Source organism: Sulfurospirillum sp. (genome assembly GCF_036802865.1).
GTDB lineage: Bacteria > Campylobacterota > Campylobacteria > Campylobacterales > Sulfurospirillaceae > Sulfurospirillum.
In genome coordinates, this window is record NZ_DAIRVK010000005.1 from 1 (window position 1) to 23,606 (window position 23,606).

At 38.1% G+C, this 23,606-nt stretch carries 28 protein-coding genes and 1 tRNA gene; 12 read left to right on the forward strand and 17 right to left on the reverse strand.

Annotation, left to right across the window (positions count from 1 at the left end):
• Positions 1-153: 153 nt before the first annotated feature.
• On the forward strand, positions 154-546 hold the full coding sequence (locus V7Q04_RS10625) for a thioredoxin fold domain-containing protein (RefSeq protein ID WP_333805067.1): 393 nt from the start codon (positions 154-156) through the stop codon (positions 544-546).
• On the opposite strand, the gene V7Q04_RS10630 is transcribed toward V7Q04_RS10625, so the two are convergent.
• Positions 539-877, reverse strand: coding sequence for a hypothetical protein (locus tag V7Q04_RS10630; protein WP_333805068.1), 339 nt, complete (start codon positions 875-877; stop codon positions 539-541). The genes V7Q04_RS10625 and V7Q04_RS10630 overlap by 8 nt on opposite strands.
• 55 nt (positions 878-932) lie before the next feature.
• Positions 933-1,406, reverse strand: a complete 474-nt coding sequence (locus tag V7Q04_RS10635; RefSeq protein WP_333805069.1) for a hypothetical protein — start codon at positions 1,404-1,406, stop codon at positions 933-935.
• 67 nt (positions 1,407-1,473) lie between these two features.
• On the opposite strand from V7Q04_RS10635, the gene V7Q04_RS10640 reads away from it, so the two are divergent.
• Positions 1,474-1,550 (forward strand) — tRNA-Arg (locus tag V7Q04_RS10640).
• 403 nt (positions 1,551-1,953) lie between these two features.
• Here V7Q04_RS10640 and V7Q04_RS10645 read toward each other — a convergent pair.
• The 4 genes from V7Q04_RS10645 to V7Q04_RS10660 form a co-directional block, all read right to left on the reverse strand.
• Positions 1,954-2,745, reverse strand: a complete 792-nt coding sequence (locus V7Q04_RS10645) for a hypothetical protein (protein ID WP_333805070.1) — start codon at positions 2,743-2,745, stop codon at positions 1,954-1,956.
• Positions 2,746-2,955: 210 nt separating this feature from the next.
• Entirely contained in the window at positions 2,956-3,708 is a 753-nt protein-coding gene (locus V7Q04_RS10650) for a BRO-N domain-containing protein (RefSeq protein ID WP_333805072.1), read from the reverse strand.
• Positions 3,701-4,270: a hypothetical protein gene (locus V7Q04_RS10655; protein ID WP_333805073.1), complete on the reverse strand. Its 570-nt coding sequence runs from the start codon at positions 4,268-4,270 to the stop codon at positions 3,701-3,703. The genes V7Q04_RS10650 and V7Q04_RS10655 overlap by 8 nt, the downstream gene beginning before the upstream one ends.
• A 1,075-nt stretch (positions 4,271-5,345) precedes the next feature.
• Positions 5,346-5,981: a recombinase family protein gene (locus V7Q04_RS10660; protein WP_333805074.1), complete on the reverse strand. Its 636-nt coding sequence runs from the start codon at positions 5,979-5,981 to the stop codon at positions 5,346-5,348.
• A gap of 429 nt (positions 5,982-6,410) precedes the next feature.
• Between V7Q04_RS10660 and V7Q04_RS10665 the strand changes: the two genes are divergently transcribed.
• Genes V7Q04_RS10665 through V7Q04_RS10675 form a run of 3 tightly spaced genes read left to right on the forward strand, consistent with a single transcriptional unit; the run spans position 6,411 to position 8,173 of the window.
• Positions 6,411-7,085, forward strand: coding sequence for a hypothetical protein (locus V7Q04_RS10665; RefSeq protein ID WP_333805075.1), 675 nt, complete (start codon positions 6,411-6,413; stop codon positions 7,083-7,085).
• A gap of 1 nt (position 7,086) precedes the next feature.
• Positions 7,087-7,371, forward strand: coding sequence for a hypothetical protein (locus V7Q04_RS10670; RefSeq protein ID WP_333805076.1), 285 nt, complete (start codon positions 7,087-7,089; stop codon positions 7,369-7,371).
• 34 nt (positions 7,372-7,405) lie between these two features.
• Positions 7,406-8,173, forward strand: a complete 768-nt coding sequence (locus V7Q04_RS10675) for a hypothetical protein (RefSeq protein ID WP_333805078.1) — start codon at positions 7,406-7,408, stop codon at positions 8,171-8,173.
• On the opposite strand, the gene V7Q04_RS10680 is transcribed toward V7Q04_RS10675, so the two are convergent.
• The 5 genes from V7Q04_RS10680 to V7Q04_RS10700 all read right to left on the reverse strand — a co-directional run bounded on the left by V7Q04_RS10680 (position 8,170) and on the right by V7Q04_RS10700 (position 12,525).
• A complete protein-coding gene (locus tag V7Q04_RS10680) occupies positions 8,170-8,397 on the reverse strand; it encodes a hypothetical protein (protein ID WP_333805079.1) in 228 nt (75 codons plus the stop codon). The genes V7Q04_RS10675 and V7Q04_RS10680 overlap by 4 nt on opposite strands.
• An 80-nt stretch (positions 8,398-8,477) precedes the next feature.
• Positions 8,478-9,683 (reverse strand): DUF6538 domain-containing protein, encoded by a 1,206-nt coding sequence (locus V7Q04_RS10685; RefSeq protein ID WP_333805080.1) that lies wholly within the window; start codon positions 9,681-9,683, stop codon positions 8,478-8,480.
• Positions 9,684-9,878: 195 nt separating this feature from the next.
• The gene (locus V7Q04_RS10690; RefSeq protein ID WP_333805081.1) at positions 9,879-10,337 is read right to left on the reverse strand and encodes a GNAT family N-acetyltransferase; all 459 of its coding nucleotides are present in this window, start codon (positions 10,335-10,337) and stop codon (positions 9,879-9,881) included.
• Positions 10,331-11,368, reverse strand: coding sequence for a UDP-N-acetylglucosamine--N-acetylmuramyl-(pentapeptide) pyrophosphoryl-undecaprenol N-acetylglucosamine transferase (locus tag V7Q04_RS10695; RefSeq protein ID WP_333805082.1), 1,038 nt, complete (start codon positions 11,366-11,368; stop codon positions 10,331-10,333). Before V7Q04_RS10695 ends, V7Q04_RS10690 begins: the two co-directional genes overlap by 7 nt.
• Positions 11,365-12,525 (reverse strand): FtsW/RodA/SpoVE family cell cycle protein, encoded by a 1,161-nt coding sequence (locus tag V7Q04_RS10700; RefSeq protein ID WP_333805083.1) that lies wholly within the window; start codon positions 12,523-12,525, stop codon positions 11,365-11,367. The genes V7Q04_RS10695 and V7Q04_RS10700 overlap by 4 nt, the downstream gene beginning before the upstream one ends.
• A gap of 153 nt (positions 12,526-12,678) precedes the next feature.
• Here V7Q04_RS10700 and flgB point away from each other — a divergent pair, with 153 nt between their 5' ends.
• The 4 genes from flgB to V7Q04_RS10720 are packed head-to-tail and all read left to right on the forward strand — an operon-like array spanning position 12,679 to position 15,716.
• Positions 12,679-13,113 (forward strand): flagellar basal body rod protein FlgB, encoded by a 435-nt coding sequence (gene flgB / locus V7Q04_RS10705; protein WP_333805085.1) that lies wholly within the window; start codon positions 12,679-12,681, stop codon positions 13,111-13,113.
• 9 nt (positions 13,114-13,122) lie between these two features.
• Positions 13,123-13,617 carry a flagellar basal body rod protein FlgC gene (gene flgC, locus V7Q04_RS10710; protein ID WP_333805086.1) on the forward strand — a complete coding sequence of 165 codons (495 nt, stop codon included), beginning with the start codon at positions 13,123-13,125 and terminating at the stop codon, positions 13,615-13,617.
• Positions 13,618-13,622: 5 nt separating this feature from the next.
• Positions 13,623-13,919, forward strand: coding sequence for a flagellar hook-basal body complex protein FliE (gene fliE / locus V7Q04_RS10715; RefSeq protein ID WP_333805087.1), 297 nt, complete (start codon positions 13,623-13,625; stop codon positions 13,917-13,919).
• Between the two features lie 12 nt (positions 13,920-13,931).
• Entirely contained in the window at positions 13,932-15,716 is a 1,785-nt protein-coding gene (locus tag V7Q04_RS10720) for a peptidoglycan D,D-transpeptidase FtsI family protein (protein ID WP_333805089.1), read from the forward strand.
• On the opposite strand, the gene hemH is transcribed toward V7Q04_RS10720, so the two are convergent.
• The 4 genes from hemH to V7Q04_RS10740 form a co-directional block, all read right to left on the reverse strand.
• Positions 15,710-16,651: a ferrochelatase gene (gene hemH, locus V7Q04_RS10725; RefSeq protein ID WP_333805090.1), complete on the reverse strand. Its 942-nt coding sequence runs from the start codon at positions 16,649-16,651 to the stop codon at positions 15,710-15,712. The genes V7Q04_RS10720 and hemH overlap by 7 nt on opposite strands.
• Positions 16,652-17,551 (reverse strand): Gfo/Idh/MocA family protein, encoded by a 900-nt coding sequence (locus V7Q04_RS10730; protein WP_333805091.1) that lies wholly within the window; start codon positions 17,549-17,551, stop codon positions 16,652-16,654.
• Positions 17,552-17,554: 3 nt separating this feature from the next.
• Positions 17,555-18,646, reverse strand: coding sequence for a DegT/DnrJ/EryC1/StrS family aminotransferase (locus V7Q04_RS10735; protein ID WP_333805093.1), 1,092 nt, complete (start codon positions 18,644-18,646; stop codon positions 17,555-17,557).
• 94 nt (positions 18,647-18,740) lie between these two features.
• Complete coding sequence (locus tag V7Q04_RS10740; RefSeq protein WP_333805095.1) at positions 18,741-19,388, reverse strand: hypothetical protein; 648 nt, start codon at positions 19,386-19,388, stop codon at positions 18,741-18,743.
• A 115-nt stretch (positions 19,389-19,503) separates the two neighbouring features.
• On the opposite strand from V7Q04_RS10740, the gene V7Q04_RS10745 reads away from it, so the two are divergent.
• Both V7Q04_RS10745 and V7Q04_RS10750 read left to right on the forward strand, forming a co-directional pair.
• On the forward strand, positions 19,504-20,190 hold the full coding sequence (locus V7Q04_RS10745) for an SDR family NAD(P)-dependent oxidoreductase (RefSeq protein ID WP_333805096.1): 687 nt from the start codon (positions 19,504-19,506) through the stop codon (positions 20,188-20,190).
• The gene (locus V7Q04_RS10750; RefSeq protein ID WP_333805097.1) at positions 20,187-20,666 is read left to right on the forward strand and encodes an Lcl C-terminal domain-containing protein; all 480 of its coding nucleotides are present in this window, start codon (positions 20,187-20,189) and stop codon (positions 20,664-20,666) included. The genes V7Q04_RS10745 and V7Q04_RS10750 overlap by 4 nt, the downstream gene beginning before the upstream one ends.
• Here the strand turns inward: V7Q04_RS10750 and V7Q04_RS10755 are convergent.
• Positions 20,663-20,827: a hypothetical protein gene (locus V7Q04_RS10755; protein ID WP_333805098.1), complete on the reverse strand. Its 165-nt coding sequence runs from the start codon at positions 20,825-20,827 to the stop codon at positions 20,663-20,665. The two genes, V7Q04_RS10750 and V7Q04_RS10755, sit on opposite strands and share 4 nt — an antisense overlap.
• Before the next feature lie 56 nt (positions 20,828-20,883).
• A complete protein-coding gene (locus V7Q04_RS10760) occupies positions 20,884-21,444 on the reverse strand; it encodes a hypothetical protein (protein ID WP_333805099.1) in 561 nt (186 codons plus the stop codon).
• 185 nt (positions 21,445-21,629) lie between these two features.
• Here V7Q04_RS10760 and V7Q04_RS10765 point away from each other — a divergent pair, with 185 nt between their 5' ends.
• The gene (locus V7Q04_RS10765) at positions 21,630-23,582 is read left to right on the forward strand and encodes a glycoside hydrolase family 17 protein (RefSeq protein WP_333805100.1); all 1,953 of its coding nucleotides are present in this window, start codon (positions 21,630-21,632) and stop codon (positions 23,580-23,582) included.
• Positions 23,583-23,606 lie beyond the last annotated feature (24 nt).

The window sequence follows — 23,606 nt, forward strand, 5'->3', positions numbered from 1 at the left end:
GTAGGTCGCTGCCAGTTCTCGTGATTCTTTCTTCTTATCCTCCCCTGTTTATTCCCTTAATCATCTTGTTTTATTCCCTTTCCAATTTTATCTTATCACTTTATTTACTTTATATTTATTATAATTAGACTTTTTAAACCGTTGGGAGTTTTTATGAAGAAGTGGATTCTGATATTTTTATACATTTGTGTGGTCAATATTTCATTGAAAGCAGATTTTTTAGATATGGAATGTCAAAAAGCACTTAAAGAAAATAAACTTATCATTTTGAGTGTTGAAAAAGAAGGGTGCTCTTATTGTTTGAAAATGCAAAAAGAAGTTTTTGATGTACCGCACTATGCCCAACAAATTGCCAGAAAATATTTACATGTTACGATTCATCGAGATGATCCTAGATTACCAAAATCGCTACATGTAAAATATTTTCCAACCAATCTTATTTTATCACCCAAAGATCTTAAAATTATAGATGAATTTGCAGGCTACCTTGAGCCCATAGGCTTTATAGAACTGTTAGATGAAGTTTACACTCAAGAGTTTAAGTAAGTCTATAATATTTGACGACAAGATAAGCAATAATTGTTGCAAAGGTAAAGCGTAAGCCTATGATGACCCAAAGATTTGCACCAAAAATTAGAAAAAGCAGGGTATCCTCAATAATAGCATGACAGATCATCAAATAAGTGCCAATAAATAAAATCTCTCGTTTTTGTAAAATTCCTTTTTCATACTCTGCAATTAAAATACCAGCCCCATATGTAATCCCTAAAATAACACCGACTACTATTGAAAAACCACTGTTGACTTTTTTCGAATGTTTTTCAATTATAGGTAAAGATTTGATAAAGTCAAGAAAAAATATAAGTGTTGAAACCAATAAAATTATTTTTATTGAGAGTGAAAGAGACTCATAAAGAGAGTTTTGGAGGAGTTCAATACAGAGGGTGTTCAGATGTGTTTACGGTTTGTTCAAGATTTTGAGTAAACCAACTTTTTGGAAGTTTTGAGGTTAGGATTCCCAGAAATAAGCCAACACTTAATCGTAAGAGAATGGAATAGATTCTAGAAATCCCGAGTCGTTTCATAATCTCTGTTTCAACAAGCAACGCATGTGCTACACCTAAAAAGACAGCTAAGACAGTCCACTCTTTAGCTCCAAGTCCAAGCGGTGCTGCAAAGGCAATAGCTGCATAGAGGTTGAGTAAGAGTCCACTAACGATAGAAAGTGCTACTTCTTGAGGGAGCTCTAACAGTGACACTAAGGGTTTAAATATAAATGTGATGTATGCGAGCAGATTGTAATAAAGCAAAAAATCAGCCAAAATATAGATAGGAACAATGAGCTTTAAGATCGTCCATGAACTTCTCAACGATGTTTTAAGTGAATATTGAACGCTAAATGACATTTTGGCTCTTTTTTTAATACTTATTTTATATTAGGTAAGATATAATACCGACCTCAAACAAATATGTGCGCTCGTAGCTCAGCTGGATAGAGCATCGGTTTGCGGTACCGGAGGTCAGGGATTCGAATTCCTTCGGGCGCACCACTTCGTTTAAAGTCAACTCCCTTAGAATGGTCGTTCAGAGCACTTGTAGCTTTTTAGCATACGGTTGATTTAATCCCGAAACTATAGCTATATCACTCCTAAAAGTCAAGTTTGTGTATCCCTTTGTGTATGGATTTTGGCAAATAGACCGGAGATATTTAGAGTGTTTTTCTGAATAATCTTATAAAATAATCTCATTTAATACCTCTTTTTTATGTAATAGTAGATACAAAACAAATAGATAGATCATTATTTAGTGTCTGAGAGTCTGTGATGACTACTTCTAATCAAACATAGAGTTCTTATGAAGGGTGGTTTATACTGTGAGCTGTAGAGGCTTTTCAAGTTAGACTTAAAGATGGACTATAGGTGTGACTTTACCTGAGAGCTTAACATCATTAACTTATAGGTCTTTTTTTATATCTTTAACAAAGTCTTTTCTATCAATTCCTAATAGACTAATCCTGCACAAATACATATAAAGTTTTGTAGAATTTACTAAAGTATCTCCAAGCCACCAACGACCACCATGATGAATACTGATTGCAAAACATAAGAAGTCTATAGCAGATATGACTTTATAATAGTTGATGGGAGAGCCATAGTCATTATCAGTTAATATTCCGTGTAGTATTCCATGTCGATTAGTGTTATCTTCTAATGTATAGTTTTGAGACTTGATATAAATATTCTTGCTAAGGTATTCAATGAATGAATCAATCATAGATATAACTTCGTTAACAGCTCCAAGTTTTTTATCTATAACATACTCTTTAAGATCAGTTGATAACTCTTCAAAGAGCTCCTGAACGTTTTTTTTTCTTTTATTATTAAATAACGATATACCCCTATCATTTGTATATTTTTTAATAGTACCTTCAATAACGGGGATTAGTCCTGTAACTGCAATATGGTCTAATCCTAGGGCATGGGCTTCAATAGATTCATAAATGATTTCTAGGTATTCTTTAACAAAAGGAGTTTTGGGATAGATTTCACATGACATTCGGGATAAATGCTTCAAGGTATATATTTCACTTAAAAATGTTTCAAGCTCTTTTTGATCTAACCCTTTTTGCAACTGTTTATTAGAAATATTAGAAAGTAATCCTATCGAAATATAAGGCGGTGTGAACCAACCAACTTTATTCAGTTGAGTTTTCAAGTGTTCTTCAAAGGGTATACTTTGAGCCATGCTATGCCAACCTTCTATCATGTTATTAAGAGTAGATACAGTATATCAAAACATGCAATAGGTCTAACTTTGAAATACAAATAGATGGGAGGTAATCAAAACAAAATAGATGATAGAACAGATCTAAACGATTGAAGACAATCTAATAAATAAGCAGTTATAGCCCTGTGATAGCCTGTGAAGGGAGAATAATAAGAGGTAGCGATGACACTACCTTTTATCTCTTAAATGCTTCCGAGGATGCTCACCAATAGATATACCATATGTGGCTAACCAAGCCTCAGCAGGATAACTTTTGACAGCATCATATTTGTCGTCTTCCACATCAATGATCTTGAGGTTATATTCTTTACAGTAATCCCTCAATAGCTTGTATCTAAACTTTTCTTTTGGCTTGTGAATAACTGTTTGTCTTCTGATAGTTGAATACTTAAAGCTCTCGTCTAGCTGTCTCTTAAGCCTCTCATTTTCTCTTGAAGCCACACTGGCAGTTGCCATAGCAGTAGCAGTCTTCTTGTCACTAATGTACGCCTTTGTCTTCTCCGCTTCAATGCGTTTCTCACGCTCTTCTTGAAGGTTCTGAAGGAGCCCTACAGCGAACTTAGGGTCTGCTATAGCCTGTGCAAGGACATCTGAAGTCATATATGCGCCATGCTTACGGATTGTTGGAAGGACTTCAGAAGTAACCCATTTTTTGAAAGCTTTGGCAGAAGGTAGTTTGGAGCCAAATATTAATGAATATAGACCACTCTCATTGATAAATGTCAAAGACTGAGCACCACCATTTGTAAGGGAGTCGCGTTTTACGACATCCTCTTCATCACAATGCTTATTTACTGCATCCCTAGGATTTCTGTAGCCCAACACTTCAGCGACATCTTTAGCCATGAACCATTCAATTCCATCCTCAACTACTACACGCACTTGAGAGTTGTTAAAGTTAAACTTTTGGATGTTACTCATCTGTAGGCTCCTCAAAGCCTGTGGTACAAAGAGCTTCCAATAACCCACACCATACAGGCTCTTTCTTTTTATCTTCACTGAGTAGAGTATATAAGACATCCTCTATATTAACTTCATCACCCATAAGCATTAAAATGAGTAGTTCTTCAGGATAGCACCCTTCACCGTACGATCTCATATTTAAGTCGATTTCTCCAAATGTGATATGATCTAATAAATCAGTCCATGCCTTTTGATTGGTTTGTAGAATAGAACTTTTGAACTCTACAAATCGTAAAAGAGCTCTGTTATATCTAAAGCTACTCCTAGCTTCTTTAGCAGTAAAGCCATTAACAACATTTTCAAACCATAAGTCATTTACAGTCTTCCAAAAGTCAGCACCCTCTTTAGTCTCAAACCAAACGAAAGCGTTAAGAATAGCACTCCATAAAGGTACTTCATATTCATCTTCCATAAGGCTTTTGTATCCTTCAAGGTCTTTATCAAATAAGTTGTTTGTAAAGGCTTCCTTTAGGTCATATTGCCTTAAAAAGCTCTCTAGCATTTGTGTTTTGTAATTCATTGTTTTTCCTCTTCATTGTTGAAAGAATGAGCCCATACTTCGGTACAGACTCAAGTCGACTGATTGCTCAGAACCTAAAGACTTACTTACGTTCTTTCCGTCATTGATAAGTTTTCTATTGCACATAGAAATGAGAGTTATGAGAGTGTATTTCTCTTAAGGTGAGTGGGGTCAAGGAACTTTTACCCTACGACCTTGCAGAAGACCTATAAATTCGGCTTTCTCCTATGGGGTGGTGGGTGAAGGAATATTCGCCCTACGACTCTCTCAAAGGAGGTGTATTTCTCTTTAGGTAGGGGGTGTGAAGGAACTTTTACCCTACACCTGAGAACCTCTTATGGATTGTGAAAGGAAGACTACAAGTCAATCTACAGCCATGTATAGATTCACCTCTAGTATTTGTGTTATTGAGCGATTGATTGAGCGATGGTAAGTCTTAGTCCATTTAAAGCCTGTGAGAGCCTATGGAGAGACAAATGATACTTAAGAGCTGTCGTTGTATACGTTGTGGTAAAGAGGAGCTTCATAGACTTGTAGACACAATAGAGCTTTAGTGATACTTCAAAGGGTGCATCTACAAAGTGATTTAAAGAGGGGAGCATCAAATAAAAATAATATGAGTTAAGTGTTGAGAGGTTACTTCTAGTCTGACTCAAAGTATCTCTTTAAGTCATATACTCTAAGTTAATAATATTTAAGTTATCAGGTAAAAGGGATACTTAGAGTTAAATCTATAGTAAGACTTATAGTACCCCCTATAGTCCCCCAAAAGAGACACTTATAGTCAGACTAATAGTCCATTTATAGCTTCCTCCTTCCCTTAAGGTGCGGGGGGTCCTTTTGAGCCCTAAAATAGGCACTTTGAGAGGAGCCCATTTCTGAGCTTTTAGACCTCTCTATATTTCACTCTTTTTCTACCGTTTGACATACCTACTTCTTTGAGATATTCCTCAAGTAATTCCTCATCAACTCGCCTTCTTGTTGTTGTAGACCCCTGTGAGGCTATCGAAGTATAAAAGGAGAGTACGAGTCGTCTTAAGACCCCTTTAGCTCTCTGTAGGCTTTGAGAATGGGTCTATTTCACTAATCCTCTTCGTTTGAGATAGACTGATAAACTAGCCACACTACAATTCCCTTTACCCATAACAGGTTCTAAGTGGTTTGAGACAATCTTGTTAAGTGACAATCCAAGCGTATGAAGCTCTACAATACGATCAACATGTACATCATACTTTGACTTTTGAGTCGTCCCTTTTGGTTTACCCAATACAACCCCTTGAGCCTTCCTAGCCTTGAGAGCTTCTGTGGTTCTTTGACTAATCAAGTCACGCTCTAACTCAGAGAAGAGACTCATAAGGGTTATCATAGCTTTAGAGACAAAATCATTCTTATTGTTGGGGTTAATAACCATCTTCTGTTTGATGATATGTAGCTCCACGCCAATACTCATTAACTTCTCAATAGTCTGTAGAACCTCTTGAGTGCTTCTACCAAGGCGTGAGAGTTCACTAATGATGAGCATATCGCCCAAGCTTAAAGAGGTAAAGAGTTCATCTATCAGTCTGTCTCTCATGTTCTTACGTGAACTCATCGTCACATCTATGAACTTATCCACCTTTACATGTAACTCATGGGCGTAGTTTAATATCTCATTCTTTTGGTTAGAAGTGATCTGTGTGTCTGTTGAAACTCTTATGTAGCCGACTGTCATGTGATACCCTTTAAGACTTAACGTATTTATTGCTTGAAACTTTATCAGATTATAAACCCTATGTCAAGTATAAGACAATACAAATACAATCATATATAATGATGGTTAAGAGTTAACAGACTATGCAAGACTAAGAGATCAATGAGAAGCCAAAGTATGACATGAGCCTATGAGCTGTAGGGAGAGTTAAAGAGGTACTATGAGTCGCCTTGAAGTGCTAAAGTCTCTCCACAGGCTTACACAGGGTGACATCTACAGAGAAATGAGGGGGCTATGGGGGGGGATTCCTTACGTGGCGGTGTTTAGATGTGACCTTTCAGATATTTTTAGTTATTTTTGTAAAGCTTATTATTTCATACGGCAATATTGTCTATAGAATTAATATTTTTGGAATATAATCAAAAGAAAACTTTTAGGAAGGTGTCAGTTATGTATATTAGTGAAGGCTTAAGAAAACCTGATTTTGAGAACCCTGTAGCACATTTAAATGAAATTCTGAGAAGTATATTTAAAGAATTAGATAGTGAGTATGTTAAAAACAATGGAGGGATTGATTATTTTTCTTTATTAGAAAGTATCAGTTTTATTAATCAATTCTGTACACGTGCAAAGCTACCTCTTGTTCCAATATCTGATAAAGATGCAGAGTATACAGGCTCATTATACAGTGCATTACATGATTACTATAAAGGTTTATTAATCAATGGTTATGATGTTCATAGTAAGTACCTTGAAGATGATAACTATGAATTTTCTAATGATGAATTTGCCACTATTGAGGCTAGTATTAATACACTAAAACAGGACATTAGGAATGCAAAAATCTTGAGTGAAGACCATAAAGATCGCTTGATTGAAAAAGTTAACAAAGTGCAAAGTGAATTAGGTAAAAAGATGAGTAATCTTGATAAGACATTAGGTAGTCTTATATCAATCGCAAAGGCTTTAGGCGTGGCAGGAAAAGAATCCAAACCTGCATTTGATAGAATTAATGAGACAATAAATCTGATTTCAAAAGTTCAAGATAGAGGCGATAGTTTATCTTCTGTAGAAAATCAAATATCATTTAATAGAATGCCTCAAGTTGAAATGATTGAGGAATAAAATGATATTAGCAAAAATAAAAGACCTATTAACTATTGCTATTATGCTTTGTAGTTTAATTCTCATGGTAGGTTTTAGTATATCCAAATACAATGATCGAAGAGAGGAAAACACCTTGATTGAATGGCTTAGTTTAGAATGTGCTAATGAATTGAAGAAAACAACTCTCACGGCAGGTCAAGAAATAATAACTATGACAAAAGTCGTTAATTCTATCTCAACTCCGCATGAGATAAAAGTTAAAGTTATTACAGAATGTTCAGACAAATATATGAAGCTACCATGATACCAAATAAAGGTGTCATATTGAATGGAGGTTTATGTTGCAGTGGTTATCAACAAATCAAAAAAGTATAGCGATCAGTATATTTGTAACTTTAGTTTTTTTACTTGTTTGGAACTTATGGACGATGATAAATCATCTTGATATATCATACATGTATACACATAGCCTAGAGAGTAATTCAACTGATACATTAGATATGGCTCAACAATGGGCTATGAGAGGGCAGATGGGAGATATACTTTCGGGGCATTTCTCAGCTTTAGCATTTTTAGCAGTTGCTTTGAGTGTCTTCCTTCAGAATGAAGCTAATCGACAGATGAAACTATCACTTGTTCAACAAAGCAAAGCACTAGAAGTTCAATCAGAGAGTCTTAAAGCTCAAATCGAAGAACTCCAACAATCAAGAAAAGAGAGTGAGAGACAGACTGAAGAGTTTTTTATTGCTAACATGAATGTAAAACTTGATAGATATTACAAACTGCTTGATGTTTATATTTCAGATGTAGAACAAAATGGTTCACTACACAAGTATCAGCAAGCAAAAGAATACATTGAACAGGGACGTGATATTAATGGTACGTGGAAAATTCAAATGATGAATGCAAAAGCAAAAATAAGAGCACCCATTCTTATACATAATCACATTTATATAGAAATATTAAAACTAAAGAATATTTATCCAAATCCTTATGAGAATTTTTTAGATGAATTGAGTCTGAAAACAGTGAATAGTATGGTACTTCTCTCTATAAAAGATGGCTATATAGATGACACTATTAAGTTTCAATGGGAGCAGACCTAAAGTCCACCCTCATACTCTTTAGCTAACCCTAAAAGCTCTGTAAGAGCCTCTGAGACGACTTTATTCAATTCTTGAACCTTCTCCATGATCTGCACCGCTTCAGGGTTTGAGATGTCTTCTATATATGCTTCACCGATAGCCTCATTGTAAGTATTACCTATATATAAAGATGTACCGCCTTGAAGGTTTAAAGTGATGCCTACGCCATTGTGTGTGATTTCCATAAGTTGTCCTTTTAGTGTTATTTTGGTCGAAGACCTTAAAGAAAATAGAGACTATCTATCCTCTGTAAGAACTTAGAGTCTCATTTCTCAAAGTTGAGCTTTTCGATAGCCTTCTTAAGGATTTTCAAGGGATACCTACTAGCATATCTTCCCATAGTCATACCACTGTGGGCATGTCCGAGTATCTCAGAGATGACTAAAGAGTCCACTCGCTTGAACTTTAGCTCAGTCGCCACAGTGTGCCTGAGTGAGTACAAGACCTTCTTACTATCTGAGCTTATGTGTTCTCTAATAAGAGTATTCACTCGTTTACTAAAGTTCTCAAGGTCAGGAAGTTGGCTCAAGAGGTCTATGTCGATACTGCTATGAATGGGAATAATGCGGTAGGAGGCTTTTGTCTTGAGTCTTAATGTCTTACTACTTAAATCAAAACAATCAAGCCCCTCTACATTGTTGATCTTTGCTTTTGCAAGTTCTGATAATCTCATGCCACTGTAGGCGAGGGCTTTGATACCATTGTGAAAGACCATCTCATCTTTGCTAAGTTCCAATAACTTTCTAATCTCTTGAGGGGTTAAAGGGAGCCTTTCAGTGATCGCATCATTGTTGCTTACTGTGCCGAGTGTGGCGGTAGGGTTCTTTCTAATAAAATCATTCTCAGTACAAAAGGCGTAGAACTTACGAGTCCACTTGATGTACTTGTTAAGTGTTGTTGCACTGATAGCTTCTTCTGCAAGTGGCGTGATCTTCATAAGTTCCTTAACACTCATGTCCCTGTACCTTTGGATATTTCTTTTAGGGAGTTTAGTGATGATCTCACGAAGATTGAGGATACCTTCTAAGGTCATATTCTCTACAGGGCTACGCTTAGGGACAATCTCTGCAAATATGTTGAGCATAAAAGAGGCTACTTCGTTGTACTGAACCGTGTTTGTTGTGGGCTTATAGTTTTTCAAAAAGAGATTTATAGCTTTGTCATTCGTCATCTTTGCGGATGGATTGTGAGCCATAAGGTCTTTAGCTGTTGAGGTTATCTTGAGGACGTCTCGCATATATGTTTCAACGAGCTCTTGAATTTGGTAGTCGGTCAATAGCGTTGTGCGAGTGATGAGGTCAATACTTTGGTAAGGCGAAATAAAAGAGTAGGCTATTCGTTTAGCCTGTTGGAATTTTTTAGTACCTAGTGACTTGATGATTTCAGTTTTATTGAAGTAGGGTACCAGTTTATTTGATACTCTGATTCTGACTTGATAAATGTCATGTTTGTTCTTAGAGACGTGTAGCACCTTAGACCTACTTTTTGTGTATGCCTTAATGGTGGTCTAAGTGCTTCAAACGCCTATATTTAGGGCTTTTTTAAACCTTAAACGAACCTTGCGGTACCGGAGGTCAGGGATTCGAATTCCTTCGGGCGCACCACTTCGTTTTAAGAGACCCCTAACATAAGCACTCACAGCTTGTTTAACACTTTATATCGTATTTTAAAATATCTCTTCAAACACTCGGTATTTCGTTTTTTGCAATCCTAATTCTTCATATGATTTTTGTGTTGCTTTATCATCTTTATGAACATACAGTCTGATTCCGCATACATCGTAATGTTCTTTTGCTAAGATTTTTGCTTTTTCTAAAAGTGAATCGTGAATCTCTTTTTCATGTTCATGATCGGTCACAAAAATACTTTGGATGCAGTAGTACGCACCATTGCTCCAATCACTCCACTCTCTGGTTATCATTGCCAAGCCAACGATGACATCTTCAACCGTTGCAATAATATAAAACCCATTATGAAATTTTGTGAAAACTTGATGCACACCTTCACTGGTAAGGGCGAGAGGAACATTTTTATTGACTGTCTCTTTGGCAAAGAGTACGTTAAAGGTAGCAATTTCTTTTGCATCATCCCTTGTTGCAATACGAACGATAAGATTTTCTAGCATGGTTTCTCCTTTTTTGGGTTTTGTAGTATAACATCGACAATTTCACTTGCTCCACCTTCTTGCATTATATGTGCTAAGTGTTGCGAAACGTTTACAAGGTCAACGTGTTTTATTTGATCAAAAAGCATTTGCGGGTCAATGGTACTATTTTGTTGAAGAATAAGCGCTAAGTTTTGATCTGCAAGTACTTTTGCATTAAAGTATTGATGATTGGCTGCTGCATGAGGAAACGGGATAAACAAGGCTGGTACAGAGGCAGCACATAGCTCCCATAGAGTACTTGCACCTGAACGACTAATGGCAAAATCTGCGAGGAATAGTTTTGCAGGGATATCTTTAGAAAAGTCAAATACATCTGCTTCTATACCTGCTTGTTCATAAAACATTTTTACAGCTTCAAACTCTTTTTTACCCGTTTGATGGATAATAGCAATGCTTTCTTGGTGTAACAATGGTGCCAGCTTTTGAGCAAGGGCATTGATAAAAGAAGCACCTTGGCTTCCTCCTAAAAAGATAATTGTTTTTAAGCGTGTACGCTCTCTTTGGACGCTGAAAAAAGCTTTGCTAACAGGATAGCTGGTTAGGATGGCTTTTGGGTCGTAAGAGCTAAAAAATGCTTTACTAAAAGGTCTAAGCAGTGAATTGAGTTTACCTTGAATCGCATTTTGTTCATGAATGTAAAGTGGTATGCCACACATAAGTGCTCCAAATGAAGCAGGAGCAGCAGAATAGCCTCCTACAGAAAAAACATGTTTAATGTGATGCTTTTTAAAAATAGTTTTACAGGTAAAAGCTGAGCGAAGGATAGAACAGAGTGCGAGAAGTTTATGAACTCCTTTTTTGTTGACGACACCTTGGCTTTCTAAAAAATACGTTTCTTCAAAGCCATCGTCACCATCAAACCATGTTTTATCTTGCCCCGCGGTTGATCCAATGTAAATAGGCTTAAGTCCTCGTTTGTTTAACTCTTCTTTGATTGCACGAGCAATAACAAGATGTCCGCCTGTGCCTCCGCCTGTGATGGCTATCATAGCTTTGCCTTCTTACTAATCATTAGCACCATTCCTATGCCCACAGAGAGCGCTAAAATGGAGCTACCTCCGTAGCTGATAAAAGGGACAGAAATACCTTTAATAGGCGTAATAGATGTGATACCGTAGGCATTCATTAAAAAAGAAAAAACAATGAGCAATCCAATGCCTAAAGAAAAAAGATAATAAACTTTATTAGAACTACGACTGGCGATTTTAAAAATACGATAAATGATAGTAATGATGACAAGCGTTAAGAAGGTAACGCCAAGTGCGCCAAGTTCTTCTGCAATGCCTGCTAGAGCAAAGTCGGTGTGAACTTCACTGAGGTATCCAAGTTTGAACATACCATTTCCAATGCCTTCTCCAAAAATACCACCGTGTTTAATGGCATTGAGCGAGTGTGAGATTTGGTAAGGTTCAGGAGCATCATCGACTCGTAAAACGGCAGCGATTTTATCAGGAAATAGCGATAGAACCATGTTTTGAATCGTTGCCCACCATGTTTTAATTCTCAAAATTCGGTGACTTGAACTAAAAATAGCCACTAAAAAAACGAAGATTGAGCCTAAGATCGCTAGCATAAAGAGTTGTAGGCTTGTTCCTGCAAAAAATGCCATTACTGCAAGCGTTAGCGCTAATACAATGACCTGACCTAAGTCATTTTGCATAACGGCAATTAAGTAAATAACCAATACAAAAACAGCCAAATAGGGCAAAATAAGTTTCATCTCTTCTTTAAGGGTTTTTTTGTTGTTATTGAGTTTTCGTGCAAAACTCCATGCCAGAAAATAAACAAAACCAATCTTGAAAAACTCAACAGGTGCGAGTGAAAATCCTGGAAGCCTGATCCACCTTTTTGCACCACCCGCAGAAGTTACCAATGATTCTGGAAGGTAATGCATGACGCCCATCAATAAAAGACAACTGAGGAAAATGGTAAAACCAATATGCATGAGAAATTTATCGGGATCGACAAGAGAAAGAGCCCACATAATGGTTATGCTAATCATGCCAACAGCGAACTGTCGAATAAAAAAATGGTACTCGGAATAGTCAAAGAAGAGTGTTGTAAACACAGGCAATGACAATGAAAAGACTATGCCAGTGAAGATGGCAAATGTGCTAAGTGAAAAAAGTATTTTATCTGTTTCCATGGTTTCTTATTGTATAGTTAGGATTTCTCTCATTTTACACTAAAATAGTTTAAACCTTATAATAGGCTTTTTCAAGGGCGATGTAAAAAGCCGAATGAAGCAATATGGAATATAATTTGCTTGTATAAAATATCTCGTGAAAGAAGGCAAAAAATGGGTTTTGTAACCTCTAAATCAAACGATCTTTTAGAAGCTGGACTTAATGCTAGAGCGATGAGACAAGACCTTGTCTCCAGTAACATTGCGAACATTGACACCCCACTTTATAAAGCACGTGATATTGATTTTGAAACAGCCTTAATTGCAAAGAAAAAAGAGATTTATGGTGATGCTAGTGCTTCAACTAAACTTGAAATGGCACAAACAAACTCTGCTCATCTTAATGGTGCGACAGATTTTGATGCTTCTAAATCAACAGTTTATCTAAGAGACGGTCAAATGGCTCGAAATGATGGCAATACGGTCGATTTAGATGTAGAGTCATCTGAACTTGGTAAAAATGCGATGATGTTTAACGCGCTTACATCAGGTTTACAAAAGAATGGTCTTATTTTTAAAAGCGTCATCGAATATTCGGCAAAATTGTAAGGAAAAATAATGGCATATTTAAGTAGTTTTGACATCAGCAGTTACGGACTTTCAGCACAACGTTTTCGTATGGAAGTTATTAGCTCCAACATCGCTAATGCAAACACAACACGTACTAGCGAAGGTGGTCCTTATCAACGTAAAGATGTTGTTTTTAAAGCGATTGATTTTAATAAAACTTTAAATGCAAAAATTGCTGGCGATAATAATATGCTAGAGAATGAGAATCCCTTGGATGAACCATTCTTGCAACAAAATGCCAATCCTGCTATAATGAGTGTAGCTGTGGACAAAGTTGTACGCGATGAGAGCGAGTTTAGATACAAGTATGAGCCTTCACATCCTGATGCAAATGCAGAGGGTTATGTGGCGTATCCAAACGTCAATCCTGTGATTGAAATGTCTAACCTCGTCGAGGCGACACGGGCATACCAAGCAAACGTTTCCGCATTTCAAAGTGCAAAATCCATAGCACAAAGTGCGATTGATATTTTAAAAGGATAAGGTAAATGCAAAATACAATTGATACCATTTCATCATTAACCAATAAATCCAATACGACTGTTGCTAAGACAGATGCCACTAATGGTAATTTTTCAAAAATACTCCAAGATTCTATTGAAGAAATTAACGATTCTCAAGTGAAAGGCGATAAATCAATGGCTGATCTGGCAACAGGCGAAGTCAAAGATTTGCACCAAGCCGCAATTGCAATCAATAAAGCAGAAACAAGCATGAAAATGATGCTAGAGATTCGTAATAAAGCGCTTAGTGCATATAAAGAGATCGCTAGGACACAAATTTAATTTTTCGCCTACATGGAACAATCTGACGCCAAAAAAATCAAAATCCTATTCCTCTTTGTTGTTGTGCTCATTGGATTTATTATTTTCCTTGGGACGCTTTTTTATTGGGCTACCATTGATAGAAGATTACCAAAATTAGAGCACAGCGAAGTCAATTATGCCCTTCGCGGTAATATTATCAGCTCCGATGGTTTTAAAATTGCAACCAGCCAAAAACTGTACAAAGCTATTATCGATACCCGTAATATTGATCCTAAAAAATTTGATCTTTTTGTTAAACTGTATTCATTGTACAGTGGGGATGATCCAAAGGCTGTTGCTGCAACACTCAATAATAATTCAGGTACGACAGTTCTCTCCTATAAAATTGATTCAAAAAGTGCCAAATACCTTCAAGAGCTTTCACGAAAACTCTATAAACTCGGTGTATTTAAAAGTTACGAAGACCCCAAAACGGGTGTGGCTTTTCTTCATGGTATGAGTGTCCTTGAAAGTGGGGAATACAGGCTTTATCCTTCGGGTGATTCTGTAACACCGATTGTTGGGTATGTTAAAAAAATGGAACAACGCAATATCACAAAATCAACAGGAGTTAAAGGGATTGAGCGGTTTTATGAAGACAAACTCTCTTCCGTTCAAGACTCTTTAATTGTAGGTGCACGTGATATATCCAACGCGATCATTCTTGATGGCAATAGCATCTCTTCACGTCGATTTGATGGCTATGATGTGCATTTGACGCTCTCCCTTAAGATGCAAAAAATACTTGAAAATGTTTTAGATAAATATCAAAAAAGTCTTGATGCTAAAGAAATTATTGCAGCGGTTATGAACAGTGAGACGGGTGAATTTATAACATTGGCTTCCAGCAATCGTTTCAATCCTGATACCATTGATAAAAAAGATTATGGCGCGCTTAATATCTCAGCTATTGAGTACATTTATGAGCCAGGGTCTGTTATGAAGAGTATTACGTTTGCGTTATTACTTAAAGCCAATAAAGTGAACCCTTATGACATTGTCAACGTGTATGGCGGAAGCTATAAGTTGGGTACAAAAGTTATCAAAGATACGCATAAAGCAGACAAAATTAGTGCAGAGGATATTATTGTTTATTCCAGTAACGTTGGAACGGCTCAAATTGCACAAAAACTTGATCCTATAGAGTTTTACCAAGGGCTAAAAGATTTTGGTTTTTCAGTCAGAAGTGGTGTTGATCTTCCGTTTGAAAATCCTGGTGTAATTCCTGCACTTAATCGCTTCAATTCACCGATTTATAAGGCAACAGTAGGTTATGGCTACGGTATGAATGCCACGTTTATGCAGGTGATTAAAGCGTATAATGTGTTTAACAATAACGGGAGGCTTTTAGTTCCATCTTTAGTGAAAAAACTTGTCTCTCCCACAGGGCAAGAGCTATTTCCTGACAAAACCCCTGAAGTGCAAGTTGTGCCTGTTGCAGTGGCTAAACGTATGCAAAAGATTTTAATTAAAGTTGTGCAACAAGGTACGGGTACGGGTACAAAGATGGAAGGTTTAGAGGTTGGTGGAAAAACAGGAACAGCACACATCGCTGAAGATGGTGAGTATGTTCGAATTTATAATGGTTCATTTTTTGGGTTTGTTAATGACAAGAAAAATAAGTATACCGTTGGCGTTCTTGTACGTGAAGCGAAGAAAAAACAAGCTTACTTTGCAGCACAAAGTGCGGTGCCTGTCTTTAAAGAGATTATCGAAAAACTGGTTGACAATGGCTACTTAACACCTTCATCGGAAATTCAAGGCAACGCTCAATAAGCAATCAATCGTGTAATGCACTCTACAAACGCCTCATCATCATTAGGGCATTTGGCAACTATGTAACGCTCAAATCCTAAACGATGTGCTACTTCTGCATACTCCATGCTGAGTTCAAATTCTGTTTCAGAATTATCAATTGTAAAAGAGATGGGTACAATCAAAACATTTTTATTTTCAAGTGATGTAAGTTTTTCTTCCAAGGAAGGTTCTAACCATTTAACCGGTCCAAGCTTAGACTGGTAAGCGAGGTGAATGGCTTTGAAGTGAAGATTTGATGCATTTAAAAGTTGTTCCATGAGCTTTACATGTAACGTGATCTCTCTCTCGTAAGGATCCCCGTTAGCAACAATCTTCTGAGGTAAAGAGTGTGCGGAGAAGATAAGTTCCATTTTTGAGGGATCATTTTCACCAAGGGCTTCTTGAATTCTTTTGACCAACAGACGGTTGTAGGTTTCATCTTTATAAAAATGATCAATGACGCGTATAGTACCATCATAACCCAACGCTTTTGCCACATCGGTAAAATTTTCAACGGAAGACTTTGTTGTTGTCGTCGAGTAGTGTGGATACAGTGGCAATAAAATAACTTCTCTAATCCCTTTTGCTTGAAGCTCTGAAATGACACTCTCGCAAAATGGTGGTGTATAACGCATGGCAAAGGTTACATTCAAAGAAGGAAGAGCGTGTTGGAGTTTTTCAACCAGCTTCCCAGTATAGCCAACCAAAGGCGATTTACCGCCGAGTTTGGCGTAATTCGCTTGTGCTGTTTTCGTTCGGGATGTGGTAATCATAAAAGCGATAAAACGTCTTAAAAGCGAACTTTTAACCGTAATGATATTGCTATCATTAAACATATTGGACAAAAAGAGCTTGACTTCGTCTAGGTTGTTAGGACCTCCCATATTGAGAAGTACAAGCGCTTTTTGTGCCATTTATGCCTTTCTTGAAGAGATGTCTAGGGTAATCATACTGTCTTCAATGGTACTTAAACCATGACGATCACCTGTTTCAATATACTGTGCAAAGGCTTTGTGTTCACGAATCAAAGGCTCTTCTTTTTTAAGCATAACTTTGCGGATGACATACGAGTTGTTTTTTTGATATTCAGAATACTCTGTCAAATCTTGCGCCATCAAGTCAGCCTCATAGTAACCCTCTTTCGTTGCTACCTCGATGGTGCGTTTACGAAATGGTGTTAACCAGTTAGTAGTAATGCTAGCAACAATTTCGCCGCTGAGTTGAAACGATAAAATAGCGTTGTCTTCATGGTGGTTATGAATTTTTTGAGATTTGTAGATAGACACTTTTTCGATCTCGTGCTCTGTAATGTAGCGAATAAGATCAATGTCATGCACAGAAAGATCGGTCAAGATGCCCACATCTGCGATGCGTGGAGGAAATGGTCCCACACGCGTAATGCCGATACTGTAAATTTCTTTGCCCTCAAGTTCTTTTTTAAGTGCTTCTACAACAGGGTTAAAACGCTCGATGTAGCCAACACATACTTTGGCATTGGTTTTATGTGCAGCAGCTAAAATTTCTTTTGCTTCTTCGCAGTTTGAAGCAACGGGTTTTTCGATGAAAAGATGTTTGCCTTTAGCTAAACATTTTAGAGCAACACTTTTGTGTAAGAATGTTGGAACAACGATAACCGCCGCTTCAAAGTCCGCTTTTTCTAACATCTCATCAAGATCTGTATAAAAAGGTTCATCGTACTCTTTGGTTTGCTGAATGTCACAAAGAGCTGTAAGCTCAAACTCTGGCAAACTTTTTAGAACTCTGTAGTGGTTTTGACCCATAGAGCCAAGACCGATAAGGGCAACTTTTACCATAACTTATGCCTTAATTGCGTTGACAACAAAATCTTGTTGTTCTGTGGTTAAAAACGGGCTCATTGGAAGACTCATGATTTCAGTTCCAACTTTTTCACTTAAAGGGAAGTCACCTTTTTGATAGCCAAGGTAACCAAGCGCTTCTTGTAAGTGAAGTGGAATAGGGTAGTGAACGGCTGTTGGTACACCCGCATCGTTTAGTTTTTGCATGAAGCTCTCACGATTTTTCACACGAATCGAATACTGTGCATACATTGAGTTACGATCATCCATCACTTTTGGAGTAATGACATTGGCACCTTCTAAGAGTTTGCTGTAACGCTCACCAATTTCAATGCGTTTTTTACATTCTGCTTCAAAGTGGTTCATTTTAACATTGAGAATAGCTGCTTGAAGCGCATCAAGTCTGCCATTGATACCGATGTATTTGTGTTCGTAGCGTTTGCCTTGTCCGTGGTTTAGTATGGACTTCATTTTTGCCGCAATCTCATCATCGTTGCAGAAAACTGCTCCGCCATCACCATAACATCCAAGTGGTTTAGATGGGAAAAAGCTGGTACAACCAATGGTGCTTAGGTTACATGATTTTTTGCCTTTGTACTCTGCACCAAAGCTTTGGCACGCATCTTCGATAACGACTAAATTGTGTTTTTTAGCAATGGCGTTAATCGCGTCCATGTCCGCTGTTTGTCCGTAAAGGGAGACAGGCATAATCGCTTTGGTTCTTGGCGTGATTTTCGCTTCAATGAGTTTTGGGTCAATGTTATAGGTTGTCTCATCAATGTCCACAAAAACAGGCTTTGCTTTTAAAAGTGCAATGGTCTCAGCTGTTGCGATGAATGTAAAAGGAGTTGTGATGATCTCATCGTCAGGTTGGACATCGATTGCCATAAGCGCGATTAAAAGAGCGTCCGTTCCACTTGAGCATGCATAAGCGTATTTTGCGCCTGTGTATTTGGCTAAATTTTCTTCAAGTTTGGCTACTTGTGGACCCATAATGAACTGAGTAGAGCTTAAAACATCTAAAACTTCTTTGTTGATCTCTTCTTTGTAGGTTTCATATTGCGTTTTGAGGTCGATAAAAGGAATTTGCATGATTTTGCCTTTGGAGTAAAAATAGTGTGTATTTTACTCCAAAGTTTCTTTTGCAAGGATAAATGGCTCTTAACGGGTAAAAGAGCTTGATGTATTAGGCATTATTATAAGAAGATTTAAAATTTTCCCAAAATTTTGAAATGGTCTCTTGAAGTTCAGGAGATGCATAAGCCCCTCGTGTTGGATGAAGGAGCGAATTGATACGAGATTCTAAAATATCATAGGTAAGGGGTTTTGATAGTTCTGAGTTTATAATACCATCCTTAGCTTCCAATGCAACCGTTGCATAATTCAGTGTAACGGCAGTCATTGCATCAAAGCGTTCGCTTTCATTCCCTAAAGAGTTGAGTGCATTGACGTAGGATGCTTTCATGCTATCACTCATATTGGTTGGAATAATAGACCCTTTATTGGCAATCCCATCTTGTACCATACCGTCACTGTTAAAGTCGTATTTTTCAGCATCATGCATGAGAAGATTGTAAGCGCCTTCGTTACTTAGTGAATCAACGTTAATCTCATCGGCTAAGCCTGTGTAGTGTTGTAAGGTTGAAAGCTCATCTTGGCTGAGATTTTTAAGAAAGTCTTTTGCATTTGAGAGAGAAATATTACTGTCAGTCGCCTCTTTATAGATGGCTTCAAAATTTTGACTGTAAGGCGCTTGCATCGCAGTTCTATCCGAGTTAGTAGTAAGTTGTTTCATAAAATTGACATTGTTTTGGTAACGGGTTGAAGTTTCCATATCCTTAATCCTTTACGGTTTTTTCGTGTTTTTAACAAGCAAAAAATATTCCGATCGAGCACTCTTTTAAAGGGAGTATATGTTATTGTTTTAGAATGATTTTAAAGGAGATACAATGAAAAAAGTTCTCGTTACAGGTGTTTCGCATGGCATTGGCAAAGCGATTGTTGAAAAGCTGTGTCAACAGTATCATGTAATAGCTCTCGACAAAGAGATGCCAACACATCATTTTTTCGAGCGATTTTACACGTGCGATCTTAGCAATACCCACGAACTCCAACAGACAATCCGTCAAATTAAAAATGAGACAGATGCCTTGTACGGTCTGGTCAATAATGCGGGTGTTTTTATTCGCAAGCCCTTATGGGAGCAGAGTTTAGAGGGCTGGGAAAAGATCATTGCGGTCAATCTTACAGCACCGTATATTTTATCGCAAGCCTTTGCACCTCTTTTAAACCACGGACACATCATTAACATTGCATCTACAAGAGCGTTTATGTCTGAAGCAGGTACAGAACCTTATTCTGCCTCCAAAGGAGGCATGATTGCCTTGACCCATGCGCTCTCCATTTCACTTTCAGGAAAAGTCAGTGTCAATTCCATCAGCCCTGGTTGGATCAATACCGATGAGAGCTATGTCGCAACCGTAGAAGAGCACGCATGGCATGCGAGCGGAAGGGTTGGCAAACCTCATGATGTTGCTGAGGTTGTGAGCTTTTTATTGGAGAGGGAAGATGGTTTTATCACAGGGAGCGATTTTGTAGTCGATGGTGGTGTGAGTAAAAAAATGGTCTATCCATGAAACGATTGCTCTTTTTCTTCTTAGCAACGTTAAGTTTAATGGCAGAGTGTTCGTTTAAAACCAGCACATTGGTTACAAAAGAGAGTGAAGTGGTGGATAAAAAAAGCGGTTTGATCTGGCGCCGATGTTCACTAGGGCAAGAGTGGCAAAAAGGCAAAGGGTGTGTTGGCGATGTAGCGTTTTTAAGGCATAGTGAAGTTGAAGAACAGATACGTTTGCTTGGAAAGAATTGGCGTTTGCCGAGCATTGATGAGCTTTTAACTTTGGTTGATAAGCGTTGTAAATCGCCCATGATTAATACAGTATTGTTTGGAAAACTTCACGACACCGGTGAGGGTGCAAATTATATTAGCTCTTCCATTTACCTTGAGGGCGATGAGGTGCTACCAACGCTCTTTTACACGATCAATTATATAGATGGAAGTGTCGATGCTCATACGAAAGGGTATATGGGTGCGGTGCGATTGGTGCGTTAGAGTTTTTTAAGAGATGTTGGATGGCACAAGTGCTTTTCATCTTTAGAGACACGAGCGCATTTTTCACAGATAAACTTGGGCTTTGAAACAATTTTTATGATCTTTTTTGGATGCTTTTCAATGTCATCTTTTTTGAGTCCGCATAATTTTTTGATTTTCATGCTCACTCCTTCATTTTAGATGTAACAGTGTAGCATGAAATCAAAAAAAGTGTCTATTACACCGCACCCATGATTTTTTTAGAACTCTCACCTTTGTGGCTGAGTACCTCTTCGTAACTCATCGCTTTTGCCGCGCAGTCTGCTTTTAAAAGTCCATCATACAGCACGTCGATTTTCTTTTTGTTGTCGAGTTTTTTGAGTTCACTTTTATCAAGTCCTGAAAGATCAAGCAGTTCATTCCAGACCGAACTTTCGGCTAATGAGTAGGCGTGAATGGTGACACCTTCATAGGTAAATGTTCCGTTTTTATCTAGATCGGTGACATAAAGCACGACCAAAGTTGCAGGGGTGAAAAAGGCTTTATAACGCTCAAAAAAAGCCTCAAAATGCAAGATGCTCTCTAATTCCGCAGAGAAGAAAGTGACTGCATCATCGTTTGAAACCAATAAAACTTGTTTGGCTTGCACTTTAGGTGGCAAGATGCGATCAGGGGAGAGTTGTTTTCCCTCTTCAACGATCAAAGCCCCTCGGTAGCCCACGAATCCATTTCCGATCTCTCCGTTGAAAGAAGGCTGCCACGCTAAATTATTCTCTTTGATAAACTGCAAAATCGACATGTGTATCCTTTATGTGTGATATAGAGGGTTATACAAGAACTATTCCGTGAGGTTTTTAGAAAAAGAATAACCAAACAGTAAGACTTAATCTATTAAAAAGATTTAAAAATGTTTTTACATGTAAACCCTTAAACCCATTTCTAGTATAATCGCGCAACTATTAAAGATGTATGGAGCGCGACTGTATGAATCACACGTTTAAAATGATCCTTTTTTATATTGCGATGTTTGTGAGTCTTGGACTCTTTTGGTTTTGGATGGCTTTGCCTTCTTCTAGCCTTATTACGTTAGACCCAAATGTTAAACTGCAATGCCTCTCGTATGCCCCTTTTGGCAAAGATGAGTCACCGATGAACATTGCCAAAGGGTTTCGACCTTCAACGGAGCAGATGGACAAAGACTTGGCGCATTTGGCGACGATTACGAGTTGTATTCGCTCTTATTCGAGTGTTGGGTTGGAAGAGTTACCTGAAATCGCTCGTAAATATGGGCTTAAAGTCTGGCTTGGTGCGTGGGTCAGTAGTGATGCAAAATTAACGCAAAAAGAGATTGATACGACGATTCGTTTAGCGAAAGAGAACAAAGACATTATTGAGACGATTGTGGTAGGTAATGAGGCATTGTTGCGAAGCGATGTCAGTGCTGGACAGCTTGTAGGTTACATCCAAGAGGTCAAAAAAGCACTGCCTGACATGGTTATAACGTATGCAGATGTCTGGGAATTTTGGAATAAAAACCCTGAGATCGCTCCTGCGGTTGATCGTGTGACGATTCACATCTTGCCGTACTGGGAAGACAAGCCCATCAGTGTGGACAAAGCGCTTTTACATGTTAAAAATATTCGTGAGCTTATGCAAGCTAAAATCCCCGATAAAGAGATCGTCATTGGTGAGACGGGATGGCCTAGTGAAGGGCGTATGCGTGAGGGTGCTTACCCAAGTGCTGTGAACCAAGCACTCTTCACCCGTGGTTTTGTCAAAATGGCAGAAGAGGGCGGCTGGAAGTATAACTTCATCGAAGCGTTTGATCAGCCGTGGAAGCGCATGAGCGAAGGTGCGGTGGGCGGTTTTTGGGGGCTGTTTGATGCAGACCGTGCCGATAAACACATTTTACATGGGTTTGTCTCCAATTTTCCGAATGCCCTTTGGCTTTTCATCAGTAGTTTTACACTGAGTCTTGTAGGGCTGATTTGGCTTTGGGGTGTGCCGACATGTTCGTGTAAAAAAGCGCCGTACTGGTTTGGAGTACTGTTTGGAGGCGCTGTTGCACTGACGTGGCAAGCCAATGCGTATTGGATCGTTTCGCGCAATAATCTTGAATACTCTTGGGCTATTTTATGCCTTACTATCGCCTTTGTGCTGTGGCTTAAACTGGTACGCTATCTTATCAGTGAAGAGATTACTATGAGGGGGTCTATGGCGCGTTTTATGGGCGTGATTACGCTGAGTGAACCAAAAACAGATGCATTCTGGGAAGATGTTTTGCATCTTTTAAGTGTCAGTGTTGTGCTCATTATGGCGCTTTCGTTAGCCTTTGATGGACGGTATCTGAACTTTGAGCTTGGAACATTGGGTATCATTGCTACGGCTTATGCGGTTATTTATTTTACGACCGAGCGTACGGAATTGAATGGTTTGCTGGAAAAAGCAAGCGGACTTATCTTGTTTGTCAGTGCATTGGCTGTTTTAATGCATGAAAGTGCACGTAACGATTTTGCGCTTAATTGGGTTGTTTTAGTGATGGTTTTTGGATCAACACTGTGGATGTCATCTTCAAAATTATGCGGTATGTTTAAAACCTTACTTACACTCATTATCGTAGCGCTAATCTTTGTTGCGATTAAAGAGGGTGTGTACGTGAAAGAGTCTTTGGTAGCGGTATGTGCGGCAGATCCAATGCTTGCTATTTGCCAGTTTAGAACGATTTTAGGCAAAGCAATTTACCTTAATTATGTAGGACTTTCGGGCATTGTGGTCGCCATTTTCAGTGTACTGTCTGGAAGTTATTTGCTGGGGATGCTAGCGATGATGATGGGGCTTTTCTGCCTTCTCACGTTCAATGGCTTTTTGGGTGCTATCATTTTAGTGCTTGGCTGGTGGATTGTTGGGTATCGTTTAAATGATAACTGCACATTGTAATTGCCTCTTCAGTAGTGTTTTCAG